At 71.4% G+C, this 22,107-nt stretch carries 20 protein-coding genes and 1 other RNA gene; 4 read left to right on the top strand and 17 right to left on the bottom strand.

Going from position 1 to position 22,107, the window contains the following annotated elements; genetic code table 11:
- Positions 1-186 precede the first annotated feature (186 nt).
- The 5 genes from AC0ZLC_RS08410 to AC0ZLC_RS08390 all read right to left on the bottom strand — a co-directional run bounded on the left by AC0ZLC_RS08410 (position 187) and on the right by AC0ZLC_RS08390 (position 6,712).
- Positions 187-1,620 (bottom strand): NAD-dependent malic enzyme, encoded by a 1,434-nt coding sequence (locus AC0ZLC_RS08410; RefSeq protein ID WP_476751267.1) that lies wholly within the window; start codon positions 1,618-1,620, stop codon positions 187-189.
- Between the two features lie 460 nt (positions 1,621-2,080).
- Positions 2,081-4,477 (bottom strand): HelD family protein, encoded by a 2,397-nt coding sequence (locus AC0ZLC_RS08405; protein WP_476751266.1) that lies wholly within the window; start codon positions 4,475-4,477, stop codon positions 2,081-2,083.
- 128 nt (positions 4,478-4,605) lie between these two features.
- Positions 4,606-5,421, bottom strand: coding sequence for an anti-sigma factor family protein (locus AC0ZLC_RS08400; RefSeq protein ID WP_476751265.1), 816 nt, complete (start codon positions 5,419-5,421; stop codon positions 4,606-4,608).
- The gene (locus AC0ZLC_RS08395; RefSeq protein WP_358853138.1) at positions 5,418-6,038 is read right to left on the bottom strand and encodes a sigma-70 family RNA polymerase sigma factor; all 621 of its coding nucleotides are present in this window, start codon (positions 6,036-6,038) and stop codon (positions 5,418-5,420) included. Before AC0ZLC_RS08395 ends, AC0ZLC_RS08400 begins: the two co-directional genes overlap by 4 nt.
- An 86-nt stretch (positions 6,039-6,124) precedes the next feature.
- Positions 6,125-6,712, bottom strand: a complete 588-nt coding sequence (locus AC0ZLC_RS08390) for a CGNR zinc finger domain-containing protein (protein WP_476751264.1) — start codon at positions 6,710-6,712, stop codon at positions 6,125-6,127.
- A gap of 163 nt (positions 6,713-6,875) precedes the next feature.
- On the opposite strand from AC0ZLC_RS08390, the gene AC0ZLC_RS08385 reads away from it, so the two are divergent.
- The gene (locus AC0ZLC_RS08385; protein ID WP_476751263.1) at positions 6,876-7,451 is read left to right on the top strand and encodes an anthrone oxygenase family protein; all 576 of its coding nucleotides are present in this window, start codon (positions 6,876-6,878) and stop codon (positions 7,449-7,451) included.
- Here the strand turns inward: AC0ZLC_RS08385 and AC0ZLC_RS08380 are convergent.
- From AC0ZLC_RS08380 to AC0ZLC_RS08365, 4 genes are all read right to left on the bottom strand, one after another.
- Positions 7,400-8,551 carry a uroporphyrinogen-III synthase gene (locus AC0ZLC_RS08380; RefSeq protein WP_476751262.1) on the bottom strand — a complete coding sequence of 384 codons (1,152 nt, stop codon included), beginning with the start codon at positions 8,549-8,551 and terminating at the stop codon, positions 7,400-7,402. The genes AC0ZLC_RS08385 and AC0ZLC_RS08380 overlap by 52 nt on opposite strands.
- A gap of 113 nt (positions 8,552-8,664) precedes the next feature.
- Complete coding sequence (locus tag AC0ZLC_RS08375; RefSeq protein ID WP_476751261.1) at positions 8,665-10,047, bottom strand: nitrate/nitrite transporter; 1,383 nt, start codon at positions 10,045-10,047, stop codon at positions 8,665-8,667.
- Between the two features lie 189 nt (positions 10,048-10,236).
- On the bottom strand, positions 10,237-10,449 hold the full coding sequence (locus tag AC0ZLC_RS08370) for a hypothetical protein (RefSeq protein WP_476751260.1): 213 nt from the start codon (positions 10,447-10,449) through the stop codon (positions 10,237-10,239).
- Positions 10,440-11,423 (bottom strand): LysR family transcriptional regulator, encoded by a 984-nt coding sequence (locus tag AC0ZLC_RS08365; protein ID WP_476751259.1) that lies wholly within the window; start codon positions 11,421-11,423, stop codon positions 10,440-10,442. The genes AC0ZLC_RS08370 and AC0ZLC_RS08365 overlap by 10 nt, the downstream gene beginning before the upstream one ends.
- Before the next feature lie 84 nt (positions 11,424-11,507).
- Here AC0ZLC_RS08365 and AC0ZLC_RS08360 point away from each other — a divergent pair, with 84 nt between their 5' ends.
- Complete coding sequence (locus AC0ZLC_RS08360; RefSeq protein WP_476751258.1) at positions 11,508-12,839, top strand: MFS transporter; 1,332 nt, start codon at positions 11,508-11,510, stop codon at positions 12,837-12,839.
- 244 nt (positions 12,840-13,083) lie between these two features.
- Positions 13,084-14,091, top strand: a complete 1,008-nt coding sequence (locus AC0ZLC_RS08355; protein WP_476751257.1) for a LacI family DNA-binding transcriptional regulator — start codon at positions 13,084-13,086, stop codon at positions 14,089-14,091.
- A gap of 252 nt (positions 14,092-14,343) precedes the next feature.
- On the opposite strand, the gene AC0ZLC_RS08350 is transcribed toward AC0ZLC_RS08355, so the two are convergent.
- From AC0ZLC_RS08350 to ftsE, 6 genes are all read right to left on the bottom strand, one after another.
- Positions 14,344-15,324, bottom strand: a complete 981-nt coding sequence (locus AC0ZLC_RS08350) for an extracellular catalytic domain type 1 short-chain-length polyhydroxyalkanoate depolymerase (RefSeq protein ID WP_476751256.1) — start codon at positions 15,322-15,324, stop codon at positions 14,344-14,346.
- 152 nt (positions 15,325-15,476) lie between these two features.
- Positions 15,477-15,865, bottom strand: a transfer-messenger RNA (tmRNA) gene (ssrA, locus tag AC0ZLC_RS08345).
- 112 nt (positions 15,866-15,977) lie between these two features.
- A complete protein-coding gene (gene smpB, locus AC0ZLC_RS08340; protein WP_358853129.1) occupies positions 15,978-16,514 on the bottom strand; it encodes an SsrA-binding protein SmpB in 537 nt (178 codons plus the stop codon).
- Between the two features lie 82 nt (positions 16,515-16,596).
- Positions 16,597-17,763: a S41 family peptidase gene (locus tag AC0ZLC_RS08335; protein ID WP_476751255.1), complete on the bottom strand. Its 1,167-nt coding sequence runs from the start codon at positions 17,761-17,763 to the stop codon at positions 16,597-16,599.
- A gap of 68 nt (positions 17,764-17,831) precedes the next feature.
- Positions 17,832-18,752, bottom strand: coding sequence for a permease-like cell division protein FtsX (gene ftsX / locus AC0ZLC_RS08330; protein WP_476751254.1), 921 nt, complete (start codon positions 18,750-18,752; stop codon positions 17,832-17,834).
- Between the two features lie 29 nt (positions 18,753-18,781).
- Positions 18,782-19,471: a cell division ATP-binding protein FtsE gene (gene ftsE / locus AC0ZLC_RS08325; protein WP_358853126.1), complete on the bottom strand. Its 690-nt coding sequence runs from the start codon at positions 19,469-19,471 to the stop codon at positions 18,782-18,784.
- Between the two features lie 283 nt (positions 19,472-19,754).
- Between ftsE and AC0ZLC_RS08320 the strand changes: the two genes are divergently transcribed.
- Positions 19,755-19,937 carry a hypothetical protein gene (locus tag AC0ZLC_RS08320; protein WP_476751253.1) on the top strand — a complete coding sequence of 61 codons (183 nt, stop codon included), beginning with the start codon at positions 19,755-19,757 and terminating at the stop codon, positions 19,935-19,937.
- Between the two features lie 99 nt (positions 19,938-20,036).
- Here AC0ZLC_RS08320 and AC0ZLC_RS08315 read toward each other — a convergent pair whose 3' ends face one another.
- Both AC0ZLC_RS08315 and prfB read right to left on the bottom strand, forming a co-directional pair.
- Complete coding sequence (locus tag AC0ZLC_RS08315) at positions 20,037-20,660, bottom strand: hypothetical protein (RefSeq protein WP_476751252.1); 624 nt, start codon at positions 20,658-20,660, stop codon at positions 20,037-20,039.
- A 303-nt stretch (positions 20,661-20,963) separates the two neighbouring features.
- Positions 20,964-22,070, bottom strand: coding sequence for a peptide chain release factor 2 (prfB, locus tag AC0ZLC_RS08310; protein WP_476751251.1), 1,107 nt, complete (start codon positions 22,068-22,070; stop codon positions 20,964-20,966).
- Positions 22,071-22,107 lie beyond the last annotated feature (37 nt).

Raw genomic sequence — 22,107 nt, 5'->3', positions numbered from 1 at the left:
CTGCCTCGGAGTGGTGACGCTCCGTCCGCTCCCGGCAGCGGACCGCAGGACCTGGGGAGGCCCGAGCCTGGCCGCCACCCTAAAGGCGGCCAGAGGCCGCGCGTTCCGCGACGCGCCGGGCCTCAGACGGTCGTGGTACCCGTCACAGCCGGTCTCACACAGTTGTGTTGCCCCGAAAAGCGCGGTTCAGACGCTCGTGTTGTCCGTCACGGTCACCCCGGCCGCCTTCGCGGCGTTGCGGACCGCTCCGGCGACGGCGCCCGCGACCTTGTCGTTGAAGACGCTCGGGATGATGTAGTTCGGGTTGAGTTCGTCCTCGGTCACGACGTCCGCCAGGGCGGTCGCGGCGGCCAGCATCATCTCCGTGTTGACGGTGCGCGACTGGGCGTCGAGCAGGCCGCGGAAGACGCCGGGGAAGACCAGGACGTTGTTGATCTGGTTGGGGAAGTCGGAGCGGCCGGTGGCCACAACTGCCGCGGTCAGCCGGGCGATTGCCGGCTCGACCTCGGGGTCGGGGTTCGCGAGCGCGAACACGATGGCACCCTCGGCCATGGCGGCCACGTCGTCGCCGTCGATCACGTTCGGGGCGGAGACGCCGATGAAGACGTCGGCGCCGCGCACCGCCTCCTTCAGCGTGCCGGTGAGGCCCTCGGGGTTGGTGTTGTCGGCGATCCAGCGCAGCGGCGAGTCGGCGTGGGCGTCCACCAGGTCCGAGCGGTCCGCGTGCACGACGCCGTGGATGTCGGCGACGACGGCGTTCTTGACGCCGGCGGCGAGCAGCAGCTTGAGGATGGCCGTGCCGGCCGCGCCCGCGCCGGACATCACCACGCGGATGTCGCCGATCGCCTTGTGGGCCACCCGCAGGGCATTCGTCAGGGCGGCGAGGACGACGATCGCCGTGCCGTGCTGGTCGTCGTGGAAGACGGGGATGTCCAGGGCCTCGCGCAGCCGGGCCTCGATCTCGAAGCAGCGGGGCGCGGAGATGTCCTCCAGGTTGATGCCCGCGAAGCCGGGGGCGATGGCCTTGACGATCTCCACGATCGCGTCGGTGTCCTGGGTGTCCAGGCACAGCGGCCAGGCGTCGATGCCGGCGAACCGCTTGAAGAGGGCGGCCTTGCCCTCCATGACCGGCAGGGCGGCCTTGGGGCCGATGTTGCCGAGGCCCAGCACGGCGGAGCCGTCCGTCACGACCGCGACGGCGTTGCGCTTGATGGTGAGGCGGCGGGCGTCCTCGGGGTTCTCGGCGATCGCCATGCACACGCGGGCCACGCCCGGCGTGTAGATCATCGAGAGGTCGTCGCGGTTGCGGATCGGGTGCTTGGACTGCATCTCGATCTTGCCGCCGAGGTGCATCAGGAACGTACGGTCGGAGACCTTGCCCAGGGTGACACCCTCGATGGTGCGCAGCTGCTCGACGATCTCGTCGGCGTGGGACGTCGAGGTGGCCGCGATGGTGACGTCGATGCGGAGTTTCTCGTGCCCGGACGCCGTGACGTCGAGGCCGGTCACCGAGCCTCCGTGGGACTCGACGGCTCCGGTGAGCTGGGAGACCGCCGTTCCGCTGGCGGGCACCTCCAGCCGGACCGTCATCGAGTAGGAGACGCTGGGCGCCGTTGCCATGGCCGACTTCCTCTGCTTTCACCGTGTTCGCTGCGTACGCCGCGGGGAGCGCTGTCGTCCCGGCGGGGTCGTCCGATCGTCGCACCTACCGCGCAGTACGTGGTAGCCACCCCGGGTTGCGAACGTTTTGTTCGCAACGACCCGACACTTTCGGAAAATTACTTCCACCATACGAGAAGTAGTGGACGGGAGGGAAGAGCGGAGCGGAACGCGCGGTGGCCGGGACACGCCAGAGGCCCACGTCACCAGGTGACGTGGGCCTCTCGGACGCCTGATGACACCGACCCGCCATGCTCGCCTCGCGGCAAGTGGTCGCTCGTAGCGACGAAGGTTGGGCCCGGGGGCTTGGATCGGGCCGGTGTCACGTCAAAGGTAACAAAGGATCCCCGCAAGGCAATTCCCGTCCCCGAAGTTCCTTCCCGAGTCACCGGGTCGGCCTCGCGCGAGAACCCCTCGCTCCTCAGTCCCGCAGCAGGTCGGGCACCCCCTGGGCGTCCGGCTCGTCCCGGTCCGCCGAGACGATGGTGAGCTGCTGGGTCGCGCGGGTCAGGGCGACGTACAGGACCCGCAGACCGGCGGGCGACTCGTCGGCGATCTCCGCGGGCGACACCACGACCGTGGCGTCGTACTCCAGTCCCTTGGCCTCCAGGCTGCCGAGCGCCACGACCCGGTCGCCGAGCCCGGCGAGCCAGCGGGCCGCCTCCTCGCGCCGGTTCATGGCGACCACGACACCGACCGTGCCGTCGACCCGGTCGAGCAGCCGCGCCGCCTCCGCCCGGACGCTGCGGGCGAGCGAGTCCCCCGCGACGGCGAAACGCGGCTCGACGCCCGTGGACCTTACGGCCGACGGGGACTGCGAGCCGGGCATGGCGAGGGCGAGGACCCGGGCGGCCAGCTCGGCGATCTCGGCGGGGTTGCGGTAGTTCACCGTCAGGGTGAAACGGCGCCGGGGGCGGGACCCCAGGGCCTCGTCGCGGGCCTGCGCGGCCTCCTCGGGGTCGGACCACGAGGACTGGGCGGGGTCGCCGACGACCGTCCACGTGGCGTGCCTGCCCCGGCGCCCGACCATGCGCCACTGCATGGGCGTGAGGTCCTGCGCCTCGTCGACGATGACGTGCGCGTACTCGGTGCGTTCCTGGGCGAGCCGCTCGGCCCGCTCGCGCTGGGACTCCTCGCGCGCCGGCATCAGCTCCTCCAGGCCGGTGAGCTGGTCCAGCGGGTCGAGGTCGCGCCTCCTGCGGGGCCGGGCGGGCGTCCCGAGGATCGCCTGGAGCTCGTCCAGCATGGCCACGTCGTGCACCGAGAGCCCGTCCCGCCGGAGCGAGCGGGCCACCTTGCGCACCTCGCCGGGGTTGAGGATCCGCCGGGCCCAGCGGTTGAGGCGCTTCTCGTCGGCCATGGCGGCCAGCACGCCCCGCGGGGTCAGCTCGGGCCACCAGGCGTCCAGGAACTCGATGAAGCTGTCCTCGGACGTGACGTCCTCGTCGAACGACGACCGCAGTTCCGCGGCCAGCTCGGGGTCCGTGTGCCGCGTGCCCGCACCGGACCTGGCCCACAGGGCGTCCAGGAGCAGCTTGCGCGCCCGCGGACGCAGCAGGTTCACGGGCGCCGTCCCGCTGAGCGCGTTCTGCCGGATGCGGTCCAGCTCGGCGGCCTCCAGCTCGACCCGCCGACCGAAGGCGACGACGCGCAGCCGGGCGGGCGCTCCCTGCGGCCGGCCGGGCTCCTCGCCGAACGCGAGCTGTTCCCCGCCCGTCGACTTCCCGGCGTCGCCCCCGAAGGACGTCTCCAGTGCGCCCCTGGCCGCCTTCCGCAGCACCTTCAGCATGCGGTGGGAGCCCTTGGCGCGGGCGACCGCCGGGGAGTCGTACTGGGTGGCCTCGGCGCCGTCGACCAGGGAGCCGATGGCGCGGATGGCGACCTGTCCCTCCTCGCCGAGCGAGGGCAGCACACCCTCCGTGTAGGCGACGAGCAGCGGGGTCGGGGAGACGATCAGGATGCCGCCGGCGTATCTGCGGCGGTCCTGGTAGAGGAGGTAGGCGGCGCGGTGCAGGGCCACCGCGGTCTTGCCCGTGCCCGGGCCGCCCTCGACGTACGTCACGGACGCGGCGGGCGCCCGGATCACCAGGTCCTGCTCCGCCTGGATCGACGCCACGATGTCGCGCATGGAGTGGCTGCGGGCCTGGCCGAGGGCGGCCATGAGGGCGCCGTCGCCGATCACCGCGAGTTCCCGGCCGTCCAGGGTCGCGGTCAGCTCCGGCCGCATCAGGTCGTCCTCGACGCCCAGGACCCGGCGGCCCTTGGAACGGATGACCCGGCGGCGGACCACCCGGCCCGGCTCGACCGGGGTCGAGCGGTAGAAGGGCGCCGCCGCGGGGGCGCGCCAGTCGATGACCAGCGGCGCGTAGTCGGCGTCAAGGACGCCGATACGGCCGATGTGGAGCGTCTCCGCGATCTCCGCGGTGTTGTCCTCGCGGACGGCGCCCTCGGCCGGGTCCACCGCCGTGTACGCGCCGTCCGGGCCCTTCTGGCCGTCCTTGCCGAGGAGCAGGTCGATCCGGCCGAAGAGGAAGTCCTCGAACTCGTTGTTGAGGCGATTGAGGTGAATTCCCGCGCGGAACACCTGGGCGTCGCGCTCGGCGAGCGCCCCCGGCGTGCCGACCTGACCGCGCTGGGCGGCGTCTTTCATCAGGAACTCGGCCTCGTGGATCTTCTCCTCGAGCCGCTGGTACACCCGGTCCAGGTGTTCCTGTTCGACGCCGATCTCCCGGTCGCGTACGGAATCCGCGGCCGAGTCGAGCGCGGCGGAACCCCCGACCGGAACATGCGCGGCCTGCTGTTGAACCTGAGCGGCCACCGGGCCCCCTTCTGACGTGCTGGGCAGCCGTCAACCGTACGCGAAGGGGGGCCCGCCAGGCTACGTCCCGCCGCGGGTTCGCTCACGCGTCCCGTGGCGGGAGGGTCACGCGTCCCGTGGCGGGAGGGTCACGCGTCCACTTCCACGAGCCGCTTGCCGTCGAAGGTCATGACCTCGAAGTGGTCGATCTCGTCCGGGGCGAAGGCGGCGCCGCCGTGCACGTAGAGCGGCTGCTGGGCCTGCTCCGTCTTGGCGTTGTCGATGCCGTACCCCCACTTCGGGACCGACCAGGAGGTGACGGTCTCGCGCTCGCCGTTCTTGCCGACGGCGATGAGGGAGCACTTGAGCGGGCCCTTGACGTTCTTGAGTTCCAGGACCGCGTGCGTGCCCCAGGGCTTCGACTCCGTCGCGACCACGGCGTTGACCTTGGTGCTCGGGTCGGTGGCCTGGGACTTGTCCTTCATGACCTGGAAGGCCGCCTTGGCGGGGCTGGTCGGGTGCGCCATCCCGGCCTGGTTCCCCGTGGTGTCGTCGCCCCCGCTGACCGCCATCACGGTCAGCGGACCGCCGATGATCAGCGCGGCCGCGGCCGCCACCAGGTACATTCCCCGCCGGCGCTTGCGGGCTCGCCGCTCCGCGACCTCGTCGACCAGCCGCTCCGCGAGCCGCGGGCCGGGGCGGGCGGACAGGGACTCGCCGATGGACGGCGTGCCCTGGGAGCCGGGCAGGTCGGCCAGCGCCGCCAGCATCGGTTCCATCCCGGCCAGCTCGTCGAGCTGCTGGGCGCACCATTCGCAGGTGGCGAGGTGCGCCTCGAAGGCGGTCGCCTCGGCGTCGTCGAGGATGCCGAGCGCGTAGGCGCCGACGGTCTCGTGCTCGTTAGGGCCTTGTGATCCCTGCATGGATCCAGGACTACCCGTTCCGAATCCCCCGTAAATGCTCATGCCGTCACCCCCCGCTCCTCCAGTGCCAGCTTCATCGACCGCAGTGCGTAGAAAACTCTGGAGCGCACCGTGCCACTGGGGATGCCGAGCGTCTCGGCCGCCTCATTGACCGTACGCCCTTTGAAGTACGTCTCGACCAGGACTTCCCTGTGAGCAGGGGTCAGGTCGTCCAGCGCGTCAGACAGTGTCATCAGCCACAACGCCTTGTCGATCTCGTCCTCCGCGGGGATGACCTCCAGCGGCGACGGGTCGACCTCCTGCGGCCGGGCCTGCCGGCTGCGGTGGCCGTCGATGACGATGCGCCGGGCGACCGTCACCAGCCAGGGGCGTACCGAACCGGTCGCTCGATTGAGCTGACCGGCGTTCTTCCAGGCACGGATGAGCGTCTCCTGCACGACGTCCTCGGCCCGTTGCCGGTCACCGGCGACCAGCCTCAGCACGTACGCGAGCAGGGGGCCCGCGTGTTCCCGGTACAGCGCACGCATCAGGTCCTCGTCCGGTTCCGAGGGCTGGGACGCACGATGTCGTGCCCTTGGCGGGCGTTCATCAGCCACTGCGGAATCCTTACGCACGCCTACCTCCGGTGTCCCCGATTCGACCGGGGTCCCCCAGTCCATCGCTCACCACCGGGTACGGACGCGGATGCGCCTGTGTTCAAAGTGGTCGCACAAATTTCTTGGCAGGGATGTGACAGGAGGGTAGTTCACGTCCGGGCGAGCGCCGCCCGGCGCCGGTGCCGGGCCACTCTCTCCCGGTTGCCGCACACCTCGCTGGAGCACCACCGGCGCCGGCGCCCCCGCGAGGTGTCCAGGTACACGATCCGGCAGTTGTCCCCCTCGCAGCGCCGGAGACTCGCCCGGGCGACGGGGTCGGTGAGCAGCTCCAGGGCGTCGCGGGACAGCGCCGACAGCACACCGGCGCGCAGCAGTGGTCCGCGCAGCCGGCGCAGCAGCGTCCCGTCCTCGGCGCGCACGGCGCGCGGTACGGGCGGCGGGTGCTCGGCGCGCGCGTTGACCCGGGCGAGGGCCGCGTCGGCGGGGCGGCCGTCCAGCTCCGCGCTCACCAACCGTTCGATGTCGGCACGCAGTTCGCGGCAGGCGGCGAGCCAGGCCTCGTCGACCGCCGCCAGCGGTGTCCCGGCCGGCACCAGGCCCGAGCCGGCGATCCAGGCCCGCAACCGCTCGGCCGTGCACAGCCGTTCCTCGGGATGGGTGGTCGCCACCAGGTCCAGGCAGATCCGCCCGGAGTCGAACCGCATCTCGTACGAGGCCGTGGCCGTGCCCGATGCCATGTGCCTGTCACCGCCTTGGGTTACCGCGAGGGTCGGTGCGGGGTCCGTACCCCTACAGTGCCTTTCCCCGGCCGCCGCGGGAACCCCCGCGCTGGACGTCCGCTTATGCGCCCGCGCGCCTGGACCATGGGCGCGGGCCGGCCGCGCCGGTTGACTGGCAGGCATGACACGAAACAACGGGGGGCGGCGCACGGCCGCCGCAGGAGTGCTGGGTGCCGCCGCGGTCGCGACGGGCCTGAGCGCCGGAGTCTTCTACATATTCGCCTGCGCCGTGATGCCGGCGCTGGCCCGCAGCGACGACCGCGTCTTCATCGAGGTCATGCAGAACATCAACGAGGTGATCCAGAACCCGGTGTTCTTCCTGAGCTTCATGGGCGCGCCGCTGCTCACCGCGGTGTGCGCGTGGCAGTCGCGCGGCAGGCCGGGGCTCCGCGGCTGGGTGGCGGCGGCGCTGCTCGCCGTCGTCCTCGGCCTCGTCGTGACCGTGGCCGGGAACATCCCGCTCAACAACGGTCTCGCGGACGCCGGCGACCCGGCGCGGATCGCCGATCCGGCCGCCGTGCGCGAGGAGTTCGAGGACCCCTGGGTGGCGTGGAACGTCGTACGGGCGCTGCTGTCCACCCTCGCGCTGGGCTGTCTGGTCCGGGCGCTTGTCGTGTTCGGGCGGACCGGCCGGCCCCAGGAACGTCAGGAGTCGGCGTACTTGGCGTCCGCGGCCGGGTCGAGCGCGAGCCGGTAGCCGCGCTTGACCACCGTCTGGATCAGCTTGGGCACGCCGAGCGCGGTCCGCAGCCGGGCCATCGCCGTCTCCACGGCGTGTTCGTCACGGCCCGCGCCGGGCAGGGCGCGCAGCAGGTCGGCCCGTGCGACCACCCAGCCGGGCCGCCGGGCGAGCGCCCGCAGCAGGGACATCCCGGCGGGCGGCACGGGCCGCAGCTCCTCGTCGACCAGCACCGCGTGCCCGCGGATCTCCACCCGGTGGCCCGCGACCGGCAACGTACGGGCGCGAGCCGGGAGTTCCTGGCACAGCAGCTGGACGAGGGGCCCGAGCCGGAAGCGCTCGGGCTGGACGGTGTCGATGCCGTGGGCCTGCAACGGCAGGGCGGTGACGGGGCCCACGCAGGCGGGCAGGACGTCGTGGTGGAGGGCGGCGAGGAGTTCGGGCAGCAGGTTGCGGTCCTCGGCGCGGGAGAGCAGGGACGCCGCGGCGGGCGCGCTGGTGAAGGTGAGCGCGTCCACCCCGCGGGTGACAGTCGCGTCGAGCAGCCGGTCGACGGGCCCGATGTCCTCCGGCGGCATCCACCGGTACACCGGGACGCCCACCACCTCGGCTCCCGCGGCCCGCAGCGACTCCACGAACCCGGGCAGCGGCTCGCCGTGCAGCTGGATCGCGACACGGCGCCCGTCCACGCCCTCGTCGAGCAGCCGGTCGAGCACCTCCGCCATGGACTCGGAGGACGGCGACCAGGCCTCGGTCAGTCCCTGGGCCCGGATCGCGCCCTTGACCTTGGGACCGCGGGCGAGCAGCTCCACCCCGCGCAGCCGCGCCAGCAGGTCCTCGCCGAGCCCCCACCCGTCGGCGGCCTCGACCCACCCCCGGAATCCGATGGCGGTGGTGGCGATCACGACGTCCGGCGCCTCGTCGAGCAGTTCCTTGGTTGCGGTGAGCAGTTCGCTGTCGTCGGCGAGCGGCACGATGCGCAGGGCGGGTGCGTGCACCACGACGGCGCCCCGGCGCTGGAGCAGGGCCCCCAGTTCGTCGGCGCGACGCGCGGCCGTCACGCCCACGGTGAACCCGGCGAGGGGGCCGTGGTCTGGTCGCTGCTGTTCGTCGTACATGGCTTTCGTCCCGGCTCTCGTCGTGCACTCGAGTCGTCGTGCGGTTGCGGCTGGCCCGAGCCTGTCAACGCCCCGTGACAGGCTCGGATCAGCCGCATGTCGCACGTGTAACGTCACACTTCGGCGTAGCTGAGCCGCGCGTTCGTGTCCGAGGCCGCCGCCGTGGAGGTCCGGGTGGCGGCCGGACGTCGAAGGTATACGGCCCAGGTGACCGCGAAGCAGACCCCGTAGAAGGCCAGGAAGGAGACGAACGCGCCCGTTCCGGAGCCGTAGGAGAGGAAGGACTGCCGGAAGGCGAGGTTGATGGCGACGCCGCCGAGCGCGCCGACCGCGCCGATGAGCCCCATGGAGGCCCCGGACAGCCGCCGGCCGTACGCGGCGGCCGCCTCACCGGTCAGGCCCCTGGCGAGTGCCTTGTTCTGGAAGATGCCGGGGATCATCTTGTACGTCGAGCCGTTGCCGAGGCCGCTGAGCACGAACAGCGCGATGAAGGCGACGGTGAACAGCGGCAGCGACTTCTGCATCGAGGCGACGATGATGACCGAGGTTGCGGCGGCCATCGCGACGAAGTTCCACAGCGTGATCTTCGAGCCGCCGTACCGGTCGGCGAGCCAGCCGCCGACGGGCCGGATCAGCGAGCCGAGCAGCGGGCCGATGAAGGTGACGTAGGCCGCCTCCAGCGGAGTGCGCCCGAACTGGTTCTGCAGCACCTGGCCGAACGCGAAGCTGTAGCCGATGAACGAGCCGAACGTCCCGATGTAGAGGAACGCCATGATCCAGGTGTGGCCGTCCTTCGCGGCGTCCCTGGCGGCGCCGGTGTCGTTCTTCACCGACGAGATGTTGTCCATGTAGACGGCGGCGAGCGCGGCGGCGGCGAGGATGAGCGGGATGTAGATGCCGAGCAGGACCCGCGGCCCGCCGCCCGCCCCGATGATCGCGAGGGCCACGAGCTGGATCACCGGCACGCCGATGTTGCCGCCGCCGGCGTTGAGGCCGAGCGCCCAGCCCTTCTTCCGCAGCGGGAAGAACGCGTTGATGTTGGTCATGCTGGAGGCGAAGTTGCCGCCGCCGATGCCCGCGAGCAGGCCGATGAGCAGGAAGGTGGAGAAGGAGGTCCCCGGTTCCATGACGACGAACGCGGCGATCGTCGGGACGAGCAGCAGGCTCGCCGACACGATCGTCCAGTTCCGTCCGCCGAAGATCGCCACCGCGAAGGTGTACGGCACCCGGACGACGGCACCGACCAGGGTCACCACCGACGTGAGCAGGAACTTGTCGGCGGGGGTCAGGCCGTACTCCGGGCCCATGAACAGCACCAGCACGGACCACATGGTCCAGATCGAGAACCCGATGTGCTCGGACAGCACGGAGAAGAGCAGGTTCCGCCGGGCGACCTTCTCACCCGTCTCCTTCCAGAAGGTCTCGTCCTCGGGGTCCCACTCGTCGATCCAGCGGCCTCCCCTGCTCAGTGCGGGGGCTGTACTCGGGGCTGTCATGACGCCTCCACGGTTCTCCGGTGCTCAGGTGTCGTACGGGTGACGACTCCTGAAGGTAGGGAGAGCGCGTTTCCGGACTGTGGCTGTGGGTGACCGGAAGGGAACGTTGCTCTCACGCACGGCCGGACGCGGCGGTGAGGCCCGGCGGCCCGGCCGGGCGGGTGGCGTCCGGCAGGCCCGGGCCTGCCGTCACGGCGGGCCCGGGCCGTCGCCCGCAGCAGGAAGGGCGACAGCAGGACGAACCAGAGATACGGGGCCGGTCACGCGCGTGCGCGTGCTGGGCTCGGCGAGCGTCTCGGTGAGGTTGGGGAACCGGTAGCCGCGCTGCCGGAGTTCGGGCAGCAGGGTGCCGAGCGCCTCGACGGTCTGGCGGCGGTCGCCGCCGGAGTCGTTCAATGACACTTCATGATGAGCGCATCGATGGCCGGAATCCATCCATCGGCCGGGTAGCGCAACCACCCCTTCTCGCCAGCCAGTTCGAGGGCCGCGCGACGCAGCGCGTCGAGCCCCGAATGCACCAGCCCCTTTCGCCACACGAGCGAAACGGGCGACAGCGGCACGGGATCGACGAGCGGCCGCAGCACCGACTCCGGCATGGCCGGAAAGTCCACGACGGCGAGAACGGGAGTCCGGGTCCTGGCCATCACTCGCCGGAACTCCTCGGCGCCGATGGCCACCGGCGCGGGCGACGCCACCTCGATCCCGCGTCCGTCGAACAGCCGGACGGCGAGGTCGGTCCACTCCAGCGTCCTGGGGTTGCCCGCGCCCGCGTACACCGACCCGCCCGCGAGTGCGTCCAGCGGCACCGCGTCCAGAGCGGCGAGGCGGTGGTCCGCGGGCAGGACGACGGCCATCGGCTCGTACCGGACGGGCTGCTGTTCCAGGCGCGCCCGTACCGCCGGGTCGAGGCCGGCGAAGCGCCCGAACGACGCGTCGAGCCGCCCGGCGAGCATCTCCTGGGCCGCGCCCGTCAGACCGCTCTCGAAACGGGCCATCAGCTCGCTGTCCGGGGCGAGTTCGCGGGCGCGGTCGAGGACGAGGCCGGAGATGAGACCCGCCGAGTTGATGTCGACGAGCAGGGGTGCCTCCGGCGCGGACCGCTGCCGCGCGGGACCGCCCCGGCCGAAGGCGGACAGCAGCGCGTCCTGCGCCTCGACGACCCGGCGCGCGTACGGCAGCAGCCGGACCCCGTCGGCCGTCAGGGCCACCTGCCGGGTCGTCCGGACGAACAGCTCCGCCCCCAGCTCGCGCTCCAGGCGCCGGATGTCCCGGCTCAGCGCCTGCTGGGCGACATGGAGACGGGACGCGGCGCGGGTGAAGTGGAGCTCTTCGGCGACGGCCAGGAAGGCGCGCAGCAGACGGGGGTCGGCGGGCATCCGGCGAATTTACAACCGTGGTGCGTCAATCACCACCGCCTTTGGTGTTGGACCGCCGCGGGCCCCGCGGGCGACCGTTGATCCATGCCGCAACCACCCTCCGAGGGGCCTCCCCCGCTCCTGTTCACCGTCACCGGGGACACCCTGGTCGTCGCCGACTTCGGCCCGCGCCGCCGGCGGTCCGCGCAGCCGGAGGGCGGCCCGCCGGGGCGGCAGGTCCCCCCGCGCAACCCCTACCGCCGGCTCCTCGCCGTGCCCGGTGCCCGCGCCTTCACCGCGGGGAACCTGCTCGCCCGCCTGCCCATGGGCATGTTCAGCGTCAGCGCGGTCGTCATGATCGCCGGATCGCGCGGGTCGTACGCGCTGGCCGGTGCCGTCACGGCCACCGGTCTGGCCGCGACCGCGGTGCTCGCCCCGTGGACGGCGCGGCTCGTGGACCGGTACGGGCAGGCCCGGGTGGCCGTCCCCGCGACGGTGTTCGCCGCGTTCGGATCGCTCGTGCTGCTGCTCTGCGTCCGCCTGGACGCGCCGGCCTGGACCCTCTTCGCCGCGTACGCCGCCACCGCCACGACACCCAACACGGGCGGCATGTCGCGCGCCCGCTGGGCCCACCTCCTCGACGGCGACGCCGAGGCGCTGCACACCGCGAACTCCTTCGAACAGGCCGCGGACGAGCTGTGCTTCATGCTCGGCCCGGTGCTCGCGGCCCTGCTGTGCGGGACCTTCTTCCCGGAGGCCGGCACACTGACCGGCGCCGTCCTGCTGGTGACCGGCGTCCTGCTCTTCGCCGCCCAGCGCTCCACCGAGCCGCCGCCGCGGCGGGGCGCGGGCACGGGTGGCGTGTCTTTGCTGCGTGCGCCCGGCATGGTTCCGCTGCTCGTCGCCTTCCTGGCCGTCGGTGCCGTCTTCGGCTCGATGGAGATCGTCACGATCGCGTTCGCGGAGGCGCGCGGCCACCGGTCCGCCGCCGGGGTGATCCTCGCCCTGCAGGCAGCCGGCTCCTGCGCGGCCGGCCTGCTGTACGGGGCACTGAAGCCGGGCGGTCCTGCCGGGCGCCGGTACCCGTGGTGCCTGGCCGCCATGACCGCGCTGCTCACCCTGCCACCGGCCGCCGCGTCCCTGACCGGCTCCCTCCCGGTCCTCGGCGCCGCCCTGTTCGTGGCCGGCCTGGCCACCGCTCCGACGATGATCACCGGCATGACCCTCGTCCAGGGCCGCACGCCCGAGGGACGGCTGAACGAGGGCATGACGCTGGCGGTGACGGGCCTTCTCGCAGGCATCGCGTCCGGCTCGGCCGCGGGCGGCTGGGCGGTGGAGCACGCGTCGGCCACGGCGGCCTTCGGAATGCCGGTCGCCGCGGGCGCCCTCGCGCTGCTGATCGCGACGGCGGGGACGATACGAGAAGGAGGCTCCTGACAGCGCGGTCGGCCCGGACGCACCGGGCCGGTCGCCGTCCGGCCCGTCGAACCGCCGGGCCGAATCCCGCTCACCCCATTGACGTGCTCACGCCCCCCACATACCTTCCCCCGTCGAAGCGCTTCGACAGGGCCCCGTCCCCCCGGAACCGGCGGGGACGGACGCGCGATGCGGGCGAGGACGAGGGCGAGGCTCACGTTCCCGCGGCTGGATCCGGAGCAGGAGCGGAAACGGGGACCCACCGATGGTCAGGATCACCGATGTGGCGCGGCACGCCGGCGTGTCCGCCAGCACCGTCTCGTACGCCCTGAGCGGCAAGCGCCCGATCTCCGCGGCGACCCGGCAGCGCGTCGAGGCGTCCGTCCGCGAGCTGGGCTACCGCCCGCACGCGGGCGCCCGCGCGCTCGGCAGCCCGTGCAGGGTGCTGGCGCTGGTCGTGCCGCTGCGGCCGGGCGTCCAGGTGCCCGCGGTGATGCGGTTCGCGGAGTCGGTGGTGACGGCCGCGCGCCGGCACGACCACGACGTGCTCCTGGTGACGCGTGAGGAGGGTGAGGAGGGACTGCGGCGGGTCGCGGACACCGCTCTGGTGGACGCGCTGATCGTCATGGACGTCCAGCTGCGCGACGGACGGCTGCCGCTGCTGCGGACCCTGGACCGGCCTTCGGTGCTGATCGGATTTCCGGCCGCGGCCGACGGTCTCACCTGCATCGACCTGGACTTCCGAGCGGCCGGCGAGGTCTGCGTCGAACATCTGGCACGGCTCGGGCACCGGGTCGTGGCGCTGGTCGGCCCACCACCCGAGGTGTACGCGCGGGAGACGGGGTTCGCACGGCGCGTCGTATCGGGTTTCACCGCCGCGGCCGACCGGCACGGGCTGTCGTCCTCGGTGCACCCGTGCGAGGCCGCGCCCGCCGCCGCCCGCGCCGTGGCGGAGCGGCTGCTGCGGGAGCGGCCCGCACTCACCGGCGTCGTGGTCCACAACGAGGCGGTCATGGAGCCCCTGATCGACGCCTTCGAGGCGCTCGGGCGGCGGGTGCCCGGCGACCTCTCGGTGACCGCGATCTGCCCGGACGAGGCGGCCGGGCGGACCCGGGTGCCCGTCACCTGCGTACCCGTCCCGACAGCCGAGGTGGCCGCGGGCGCCGTGGACCTGCTGATGCGGAAGCTGCGCGGCGCGGCCGTCCCCGCGGCGACCCTGCTGGCCCCCCGGCTGACGGAACGCTCCAGTACGGCCCGCCGGGCGGCCCCGTGACGCGGGAACCGCCCGGCCGGACACGCTCAGCCCGGCACGGGGAGGACCAGCGGGGGCCGGCTCCGCGCCACGGGCACCGCCGCGGCCGGCCCGGGGGTGCGCTCCAGCCGAGGCCGCCACCGCCAGGACCGGCGCGGCGGCCCGACTCCATTGACGTACGCGGGAATTGACGCGCTGCACGGATGTGCCCACGGGTCTCGTCCCGCCTCGGCAGCATCCCCGAAGGCGGTTCCCCGACAGGATGCCCGCCTCTCAGCCGAGCCCCCACGCGTGCCCGAGCGCATGGGCGGCACACAGGTTCACGTCGAGGAGGTACGCCCCCGCCGTCCCGCACTGCGCGCTCCCGGTGCCCGGGTCGACGGGCTGCCCGTGTCCCATCCCGGTGATGCCGTACGTCTCCACGACCGTCCGGCCCGCGCCGTCGCGGAAGACCTGGTGCGGGTAGCCGGCGGCGGTGTCGGCGGCGTCCGCCGTCTGGTCGGCGCCGTGGACGTCGGTCCACTGCTTCATCAGGTCGGTCATGTTGACGGGCTTCACCGTGTAGTCGGCGGTGCCCTGGAGCACGGTCAGCGTCGGCCAGGGCCCGGTGTGGCCGGGCCGCGCGGCCCGTACCCGGTCGCCCCACTGCCGTGCGGTCTGGGTGGCGCCGACGTACATGCACACGTACGGCGACCCGGCGGCCTGCGCGCAGCCGTACGGCAGGCCCGCGACGACGCCGCCCGCGGCGAACTTCTCGGGATACGCCGCCATCATCACGGTGGTCATCCCGCCGCCCGCGGACAGTCCGGTGACGTACACGCGCGCGGCGTCGCCCGACACGTCGGCGAGCTGCCGGTCCACCATCTGCGCGACGGACTCGGCCTCGCCCTGGCCGCGCCCGATGTCACCGCCCTGGAACCAGTCGAAGCAGGACGAGGCGTTGTTGGCGCTCTGCTGCTGCGGCAGCACGACCGAGAAGCCCCAGCGGTCGGCGAGCCGGAGCCAGCCGCTGCCGGTGCCGTACCCGGCGGCGTTCTGCGTGCAGCCGTGCATCGCGACGACGACGGGCCGCCCTGCGGGCAGCGCTTCGGGAACGTAGCGGTACATCTTCAGCGCTCCGGGATTCGACCCGAAGCCCGCCACTTCCTGGAGGGAGGCCGCCGAGGCCTTCGCGGGCGCCAGCAGGACGGAGAGGAGGGCGGCCAGCACGGCCACCAGGACGACAGGGGGTGATGCGGCTCTGGTCTGCGTCATGGGGAGGGACGGTAGAAGCGTGAACGACCCTCGGATATGGGGTGGGACACCACAACAAAGGCCCCGCGACTGGTGCCCGGCCCGGGAAAGCGGCATGACGAAGGCCCGCTGCCGGGGCAGCGGGCCTTCGTCACTGTGTCACAAACATGGGGTGGTGGAGATGGCGGGAATCGAACCCGCGTCCAACGGTGCAGAATCAGGGCTTCTCCGAGCGCAGTTCGCTGCGATTTTCTCAGCCCCGGAGATCACGCGAACAAGTCTCCGACGGGCTCAGTCACTGTTTGATTTCCCATCGGACCCCGTGACCGGGCCCGATGGTTTAGTTCCCTAGATTATGCCAGGATCCGGGTCGGGAACACTCCCGGGCTGACACCCATTAAGGGTCCTTCACTCACTGCTTATTAGGCAGCGAGGGCGAAGGACTGGGAATCGCTCTTGGAATTGGCGATTATTTGTTGCGACATATGGTTAACGAGATCATTGCCGCTTCCTCGGCTCGCTTCCCCTGCTTCGACAGCCGCTGTCGAAACCGATCATCCCCATGTTGATTTTTCAAAGCCGGACCTCGCGGTCCACGCACCCGCTGTGAGGTGCAGTGCCATCGTACGTGACCGACGCACCGCGATGCCAGCGCATTCCCCGCGGCGGCCCGGTTACTGGGCGCGCTGCTTGCGCTTGGCCGCCGCGATCGCCCGGTCCGACTCCCGCCGGTCCTGCTTCTCCCGGAGCGTCTGGCGCTTGTCGTACTCCTTCTTGCCCCGGGCCAGCGCGATCTCGGCCTTCGCGCGCCCGTCCTTGAAGTACAGCGCCAGGGGCACGATCGTGTGACCCGTCTCCTGCGACTTCGACTCCAGCTTGTCGATCTCCTCGCGGTGCAGCAGCAGCTTGCGCTTGCGGCGCACCGTGTGGTTGGTCCAGGTGCCCTGGCTGTACTCCGGGATGTGGGCGTTGTGCAGCCACGCCTCGTTGCCGTCGATCTGGACGAAGCCGTCGGTGAGCGACGCCCGCCCCTGCCGCAGCGACTTCACCTCGGTGCCGGTGAGCACGAGGCCGGCCTCGTAGGTGTCGACGATCGCGTAGTCGTGCCGCGCCTTCTTGTTCTGCGCGACGATCTTCTTCTTGCCGTCCTTGGGCCTGCCGGCCGCTCCCTGGCTGCCCTGCTTCTGCTGGGACTCTTTCGGTACGTACATTCCCTTGGCCATAGTGCTGGCCATTTTCGCACTACAGGGGGGCTGCGGGGGAACCGGATTTCGGCGGCCGTCCCCGGCCCCGCTACGAGGGGTCGCCGAGCCCGCTCAGTACGGTCACCGCGCGGCGGACGGCCTCGTCGTCCGCCTCCAGGTCAGGGGTGATGCCGCGGCCGTCGACGGTGCGTCCCGCGGGGGTCCGGTAGTGCCCGACGGTCAGCTCGGCGACCGAGCCGTCGGGGAGCCGGCTCGGCGACTGGACCGAGCCCTTTCCGAAGGTCCTGGAGCCCACGACGACCGCCCGGCCGCGGTCCTGGAGGGCACCCGTGAGGAGTTCCGCGGCGCTCATCGTGCCGCCGTCGACGAGTGTCACCAGGGGCCGGTCCGTGTCGCCGCCCGGATCGGCGTGCAGGGCGCGCTGCGCGCCGCGCACGTCGTACGTCGCGACCAGGCCGCCGTCGAGGAAGGCGGAGGCGGCGGTGACTGCCTCGGTGACCAGGCCTCCGGAGTTGCCCCGCAGGTCGAGGACGACGCCGGCCCGCCGCGGCGCCGCGGCGACCGCGGAGCGCACCCGCTCTCCTGAGCCCTTGGTGAAGGCGGCGACCTTGATCACGGTGACGCCGCCGGAGAGCCGGTGCACCGTCACGGAGTCCGTGGACAGGCGGGCCCGGCGCAGCGTCTCGCTCCACGCGCGCGTGCCGCGCTCCAGGCCCACGGAGACCTCGGTGCCCGCCGAGGCGTCCTCGGTGTCCCCGCGCAGCAGCGAGACGACCTCCGTCACCGGGCGGCCCTCGACCGCCCGGCCGTCCACGCTGCGCAGCCGGTCGCCCTTGCGGATCCCGGCGGTCGCGGCGGGCGAGCCGCTCCGCACGCGGGACACCTGGATACGGCCGTCCCGCTCGCGCCTGGCCCACAGCCCGACGCCGGTGTACTCGCCGTCGAGGGCCTCTTCGAACTCCTCGTACTCGCCCTGGGAGTAGACGGCGCTCCAGCGGTCCCCGCTGCGGCTGACCGCGCGTTCGGCGGCCTCCTTGGGTGACTTGCCGTCGGCCATGGCCTCGGCGGCGGCCCGGGTGACGTCCTCGCGGTGGCCGGCCGGATGCGGCCTCGCCGCGGCGGACGGAGTTTTCCGGCCGTGCTCGGGGAGGGATCCGGTCGCGGCGCCGGCGGCGAGCACTCCGGCGAAGACCAACGTCAGGGCGGCCCCGCGGCCGATGCGGCGGGGCTGACAGAACAGGTCACGACCTGACATGCCGGTGAGTCTAGGACAACGCGAGAGGGCCGTACCGCCCGTTGGCAGTACGGCCCTCTTGGCATGTGTCACACCTTCAGGTACTTGCGCAACGCGAAGAACGCGGCCAGCGCGGGCATCACCAGACTCGTCGCCAGGATGAGCGGCAGCTTGGTGAACACCGCGTCCCAGCCGATGAACTCGATCAGATTCAGCTTCTCCGACAGGGCCACGCCGTGGTCGATGATGAAGTACCGGGCGACCACGAGGAAGCCGCACGCCACACCGCCGCCGATGAGCCCGGCGACCGCGGCCTCCATGATGAACGGCGCCTGGATGTAGAAGCCGGAGGCGCCCACCAGCCGCATGATGCCGGTCTCACGGCGGCGGCTGAACGCCGAGACGCGCACCGTGTTGACGATCAGCATCAGGGCGACGACGAGCATCATCGCCATGACCGCGCGGGCGGCCCAGTTCATGCCGTTCAGCAGCTCGAAGAGGTTGTCGAGGGTGCTCTTCTGGTCCTGGACGGACTGCACCCCGGCACGGCCGTCGAAGGCGGTCGCGATGACCTGGTACTTCTCCGGGTCCTTCAGCTTGATGCGGTACGACTCCTGCATCTGGTCCGGCGTGAGGGAGGAGGCCAGCGGGGAGTCGCTGAACTGCTCCTTGTAGTGCTTGTAGGCCTCGTCCTTGGACTCGTAGGTGACCTTCTCCACGAGGGACGACATCTTGTCCAGGTCGGCCTTGATCTGTTCCTTCTGCTCGGTGGTGACCGCACCCTTGGCGCAGCTGGGGTCGGACTCCGCGTCGCTTTTGTTGCAGAAGTAGATGGAGACGTTGACCTTGTCGTACCAGTAGCCCTTCATCGTGTTCACCTGATCGCTCATCAGGAGCGAACCGCCGAACAGGGCGAGGGAGAGGGCGACCGAGACGATGACCGCGAAGGTCATCGTCAGATTGCGACGGAGACCGACACCGATCTCCGACAGGACGAACTGGGCGCGCATGGCGTTCGTTTGAGCCTTTCCGTGGATCGTCAGTGCTGGTAGCCGTAGACGCCGCGCGCCTGGTCGCGGACGAGACGGCCCTGCTCCAGCTCGATGACGCGCTTGCGCATCTGGTCCACGATGTTCTGGTCGTGGGTCGCCATCACCACGGTCGTGCCCGTGCGGTTGATGCGGTCGAGCAGTTTCATGATGCCGACGGAGGTCTGCGGGTCGAGGTTTCCGGTCGGCTCGTCGGCGATGAGGAGCTTCGGCCGGTTGACGAAGGCGCGCGCGATGGCCACACGCTGCTGCTCACCGCCCGAGAGTTCGCCGGGCCTGCGGTCCTCCTTGCCGCCCAGTCCGACCAGGTCGAGCACCTGGGGCACGGACTTGCGGATCTCGCCGCGCGACTTGCCGATGACCTCCTGCGCGAAGGCGACGTTCTCGGCGACCGTCTTGTTCGGCAGGAGACGGAAGTCCTGGAAGACGGTCCCCAGCTGGCGGCGCATGTGCGGCACTTTCCAGTTGGAGAGGCGCGCGAGGTCCTTGCCCAGGACGTGCACCTGGCCGTGGCTGGCCCGCTCCTCGCGGAGCACCAGCCGCAGGAAGGTGGACTTCCCGGAGCCGGAGGACCCCACGAGGAACACGAACTCGCCGCGCTCGACCTCCAGGGAGACATCCCTGAGAGCGGGCCGGGTCTGCTTGGGGTAGACCTTGGAGACGTTGTCGAATCGGATCACGGATGCACCACGGGTCGCCGGGGGTAGGTGTGCGTGACCATACGCGAACCGGGTGCGCGAGCGCAGTCGGCGAACACGGTTGCGCGAAGCTTGCACGTTTTGTCCCGGATCTGAGGGTCCGGAGGGGCAGCTTCAGGCCGGGAACAGGCTTCGATCTCGCCAGGACCGGGCAAGACAGGGCGAGCCGCGCCGAAATCCACGGAACCTGGCACAGTGGAGGGGGAACGGTCGCGTTCCCCGCAGCGTTATACACGCGGAGAGACAGCGCAAGGAGGGCCGGCGCATGACGTACGACCGATTGGTGTGCGCGAACTGCGCGTCGCCCGTGAGTGAGGGCCGCTGCCACGTCTGCCGCGCGAACCGGGAGCGTCTCCAGCAGGAGAGCCCCTTCGCCGGACTGAACCCGATGGCACTGATCGCACTGCTTGCCGTGCTGATCGCCGCGGTGGCGCTGCTGACCCACTAGGCGCATGACCGGGGACGACGCCCCCGGCACCGTGACACGGGAAGGGCCCGGAGCCAGCTGCTCCGGGCCCTTCTCACGCGTGTCCCACGCGGTCGCGCGTCAGGCTGCGGCACCGCCGCGGCCGCCCGCGAGGCGCGGGAGCATCCGGAAGCCGATACCACCCGCGATCATCGTGGCGGCGCCGACCAGCAGGAACGCGGTCTGTCCCGCGCCCGTCTCGGCCAGCTCGCCGTCGCTCTTGCCCTGCGCCGAGGTGCCGGAGGAGGTGTCCGAGCCGGTGTCGGTCAGGGCCGAGGAGCCCTCACCCTGCTCGACGGGCCTGGAGCCGCCGTCCGGGTCGGTGTCGTTGCCGCCGGTGCTGTCGCCGCCGCCGTTGCCGTTGCCGCCGCCGTTGCCGTTGCCCGGCTCGGTGGGGTCGGTCGGCTCGGTGGGCTCGGTGGAGGGCTCCGGCGGTTCCTCGGTGGGCGGCACGACCGTCGGAGTCGGGTCCGGCGGAAGGCCGGTGTCGGACGGCGTCGGGACCGGCACCGGCGGCGTCGGGTCGTCGCCGTCGACGTTCACGCCGACACCGTCACCGTCGGCGGAGGCGCCCACGTTCAGGCCGGCGACGTTCACGCCGACGTCGAGGGCCGAAGCGGCCCCCGCGGCGGTCAGCGAAGCACCGGCTGCGATCACCGCACCGGCGGCTATCCGCGCCACGCGGATCCGCGTCTTCTTGGTCATCTGCCTGCTACCCCCAGTAGCTCATCGTGAGTGGAGCAGCGCACGGGGCCACGGCGTCACAGGCGGCCTTTCGAAGCCCCCCGGTTCACATGCACCCCGAACATACGCATGCCACGCGTCACCATTCCCACTTTTCATAGCAACGTCAAGGTCGTTGCGTACGCGATGTCCGGATGAACGGCATTTGCCTGCCGTGCGGACATGTGACTGTGACGTAAAACCCAGACAACCCACACACGCAAGGCAACTGCCGTCCGGAGAACGGCAGTTGCCTTGTCGACAAAGCGGCGTCAATTCGCCCGGTTACTTCTCCTGCTGCTTGCGCCAGCGAATTCCGGCCTCGAGGAATCCGTCGATCTCGCCGTTGAACACGGCCTCGGGATTGCCCACTTCGTGCTCGGTCCGCAGGTCCTTGACCATCTGGTACGGGTGCAGGACGTACGAACGCATCTGGTTGCCCCAGGAGTTGCCGCCGTCGCCCTTGAGGGCGTCCATCTTGGCCTGCTCCTCCTGGCGGCGCCGCTCGAGCAGCTTGGCCTGCAGGACGTTCATCGCGGACGCCTTGTTCTGGATCTGCGAGCGCTCGTTCTGGCAGGAGACCACGATGCCGGTGGGGAGGTGCGTCAGGCGGACCGCGGAGTCGGTCGTGTTGACGCCCTGGCCGCCCGGACCCGACGACCGGTACACGTCCACCCGGAGCTCGGACTCGTCGATCTCGATGTGGTCGGTCTGCTCGACGACCGGCAGGATCTCGACACCGGCGAACGAGGTCTGCCGGCGTCCCTGGTTGTCGAAGGGCGAGATCCGCACCAGGCGGTGCGTGCCCTGCTCCACGGACAGCGTGCCGTAGGCGTACGGCACGTGGACGACGAACGTGGTCGACTTGATGCCGGCCTCTTCCGCGTACGAGGTCTCGTAGAGCTCCGTCTTGTAGCCGTGCCGCTCCGCCCAGCGCAGGTACATGCGCTGGAGCTTCTCGGTGAAGTCGGAGGCGTCGACGCCGCCGGCCTCGGCGCGGATGGTGACGACGGCCTCACGGGAGTCGTACTCGCCCGAGAGCAGCGTACGGACCTCCATCTCGTCCAGCGCCTTCCTGACGGAGGTGAGCTCGGTCTCCGCCTCGGCGCGGGTGTCCGAGTCGTCCTCCTCCTCGGCCATCTGGAACAGGACGCTCAGGTCGTCGATCCTGCTGCGCAGGGCCTCCGCCTTGCGGACCTCCGCCTGGAGGTGGCTCAGCTTGCTGGTGATCTTCTGCGCCGCGTCCGGGTCGTCCCACAGGGACGGCGCGGCCGCCTGCTCCTCGAGCACGGCGACATCTGCCCTCATCTTGTCGAGGTCCAGGACGGCCTCGATCGACTCCATGGTCGAGGAGAGGGACTTGAGCTCTTCGGATACATCGACGACTGCCACGCCTCCAGCGTAACGGCTACGCCAACCGACCCCATCG

This window comes from Streptomyces sp. GLSS-08 (assembly GCF_056387915.1).
The sequence above is the reverse complement of the archived record's forward strand: the minus strand, read 5'-3'. Positions and strand labels throughout refer to the sequence as shown.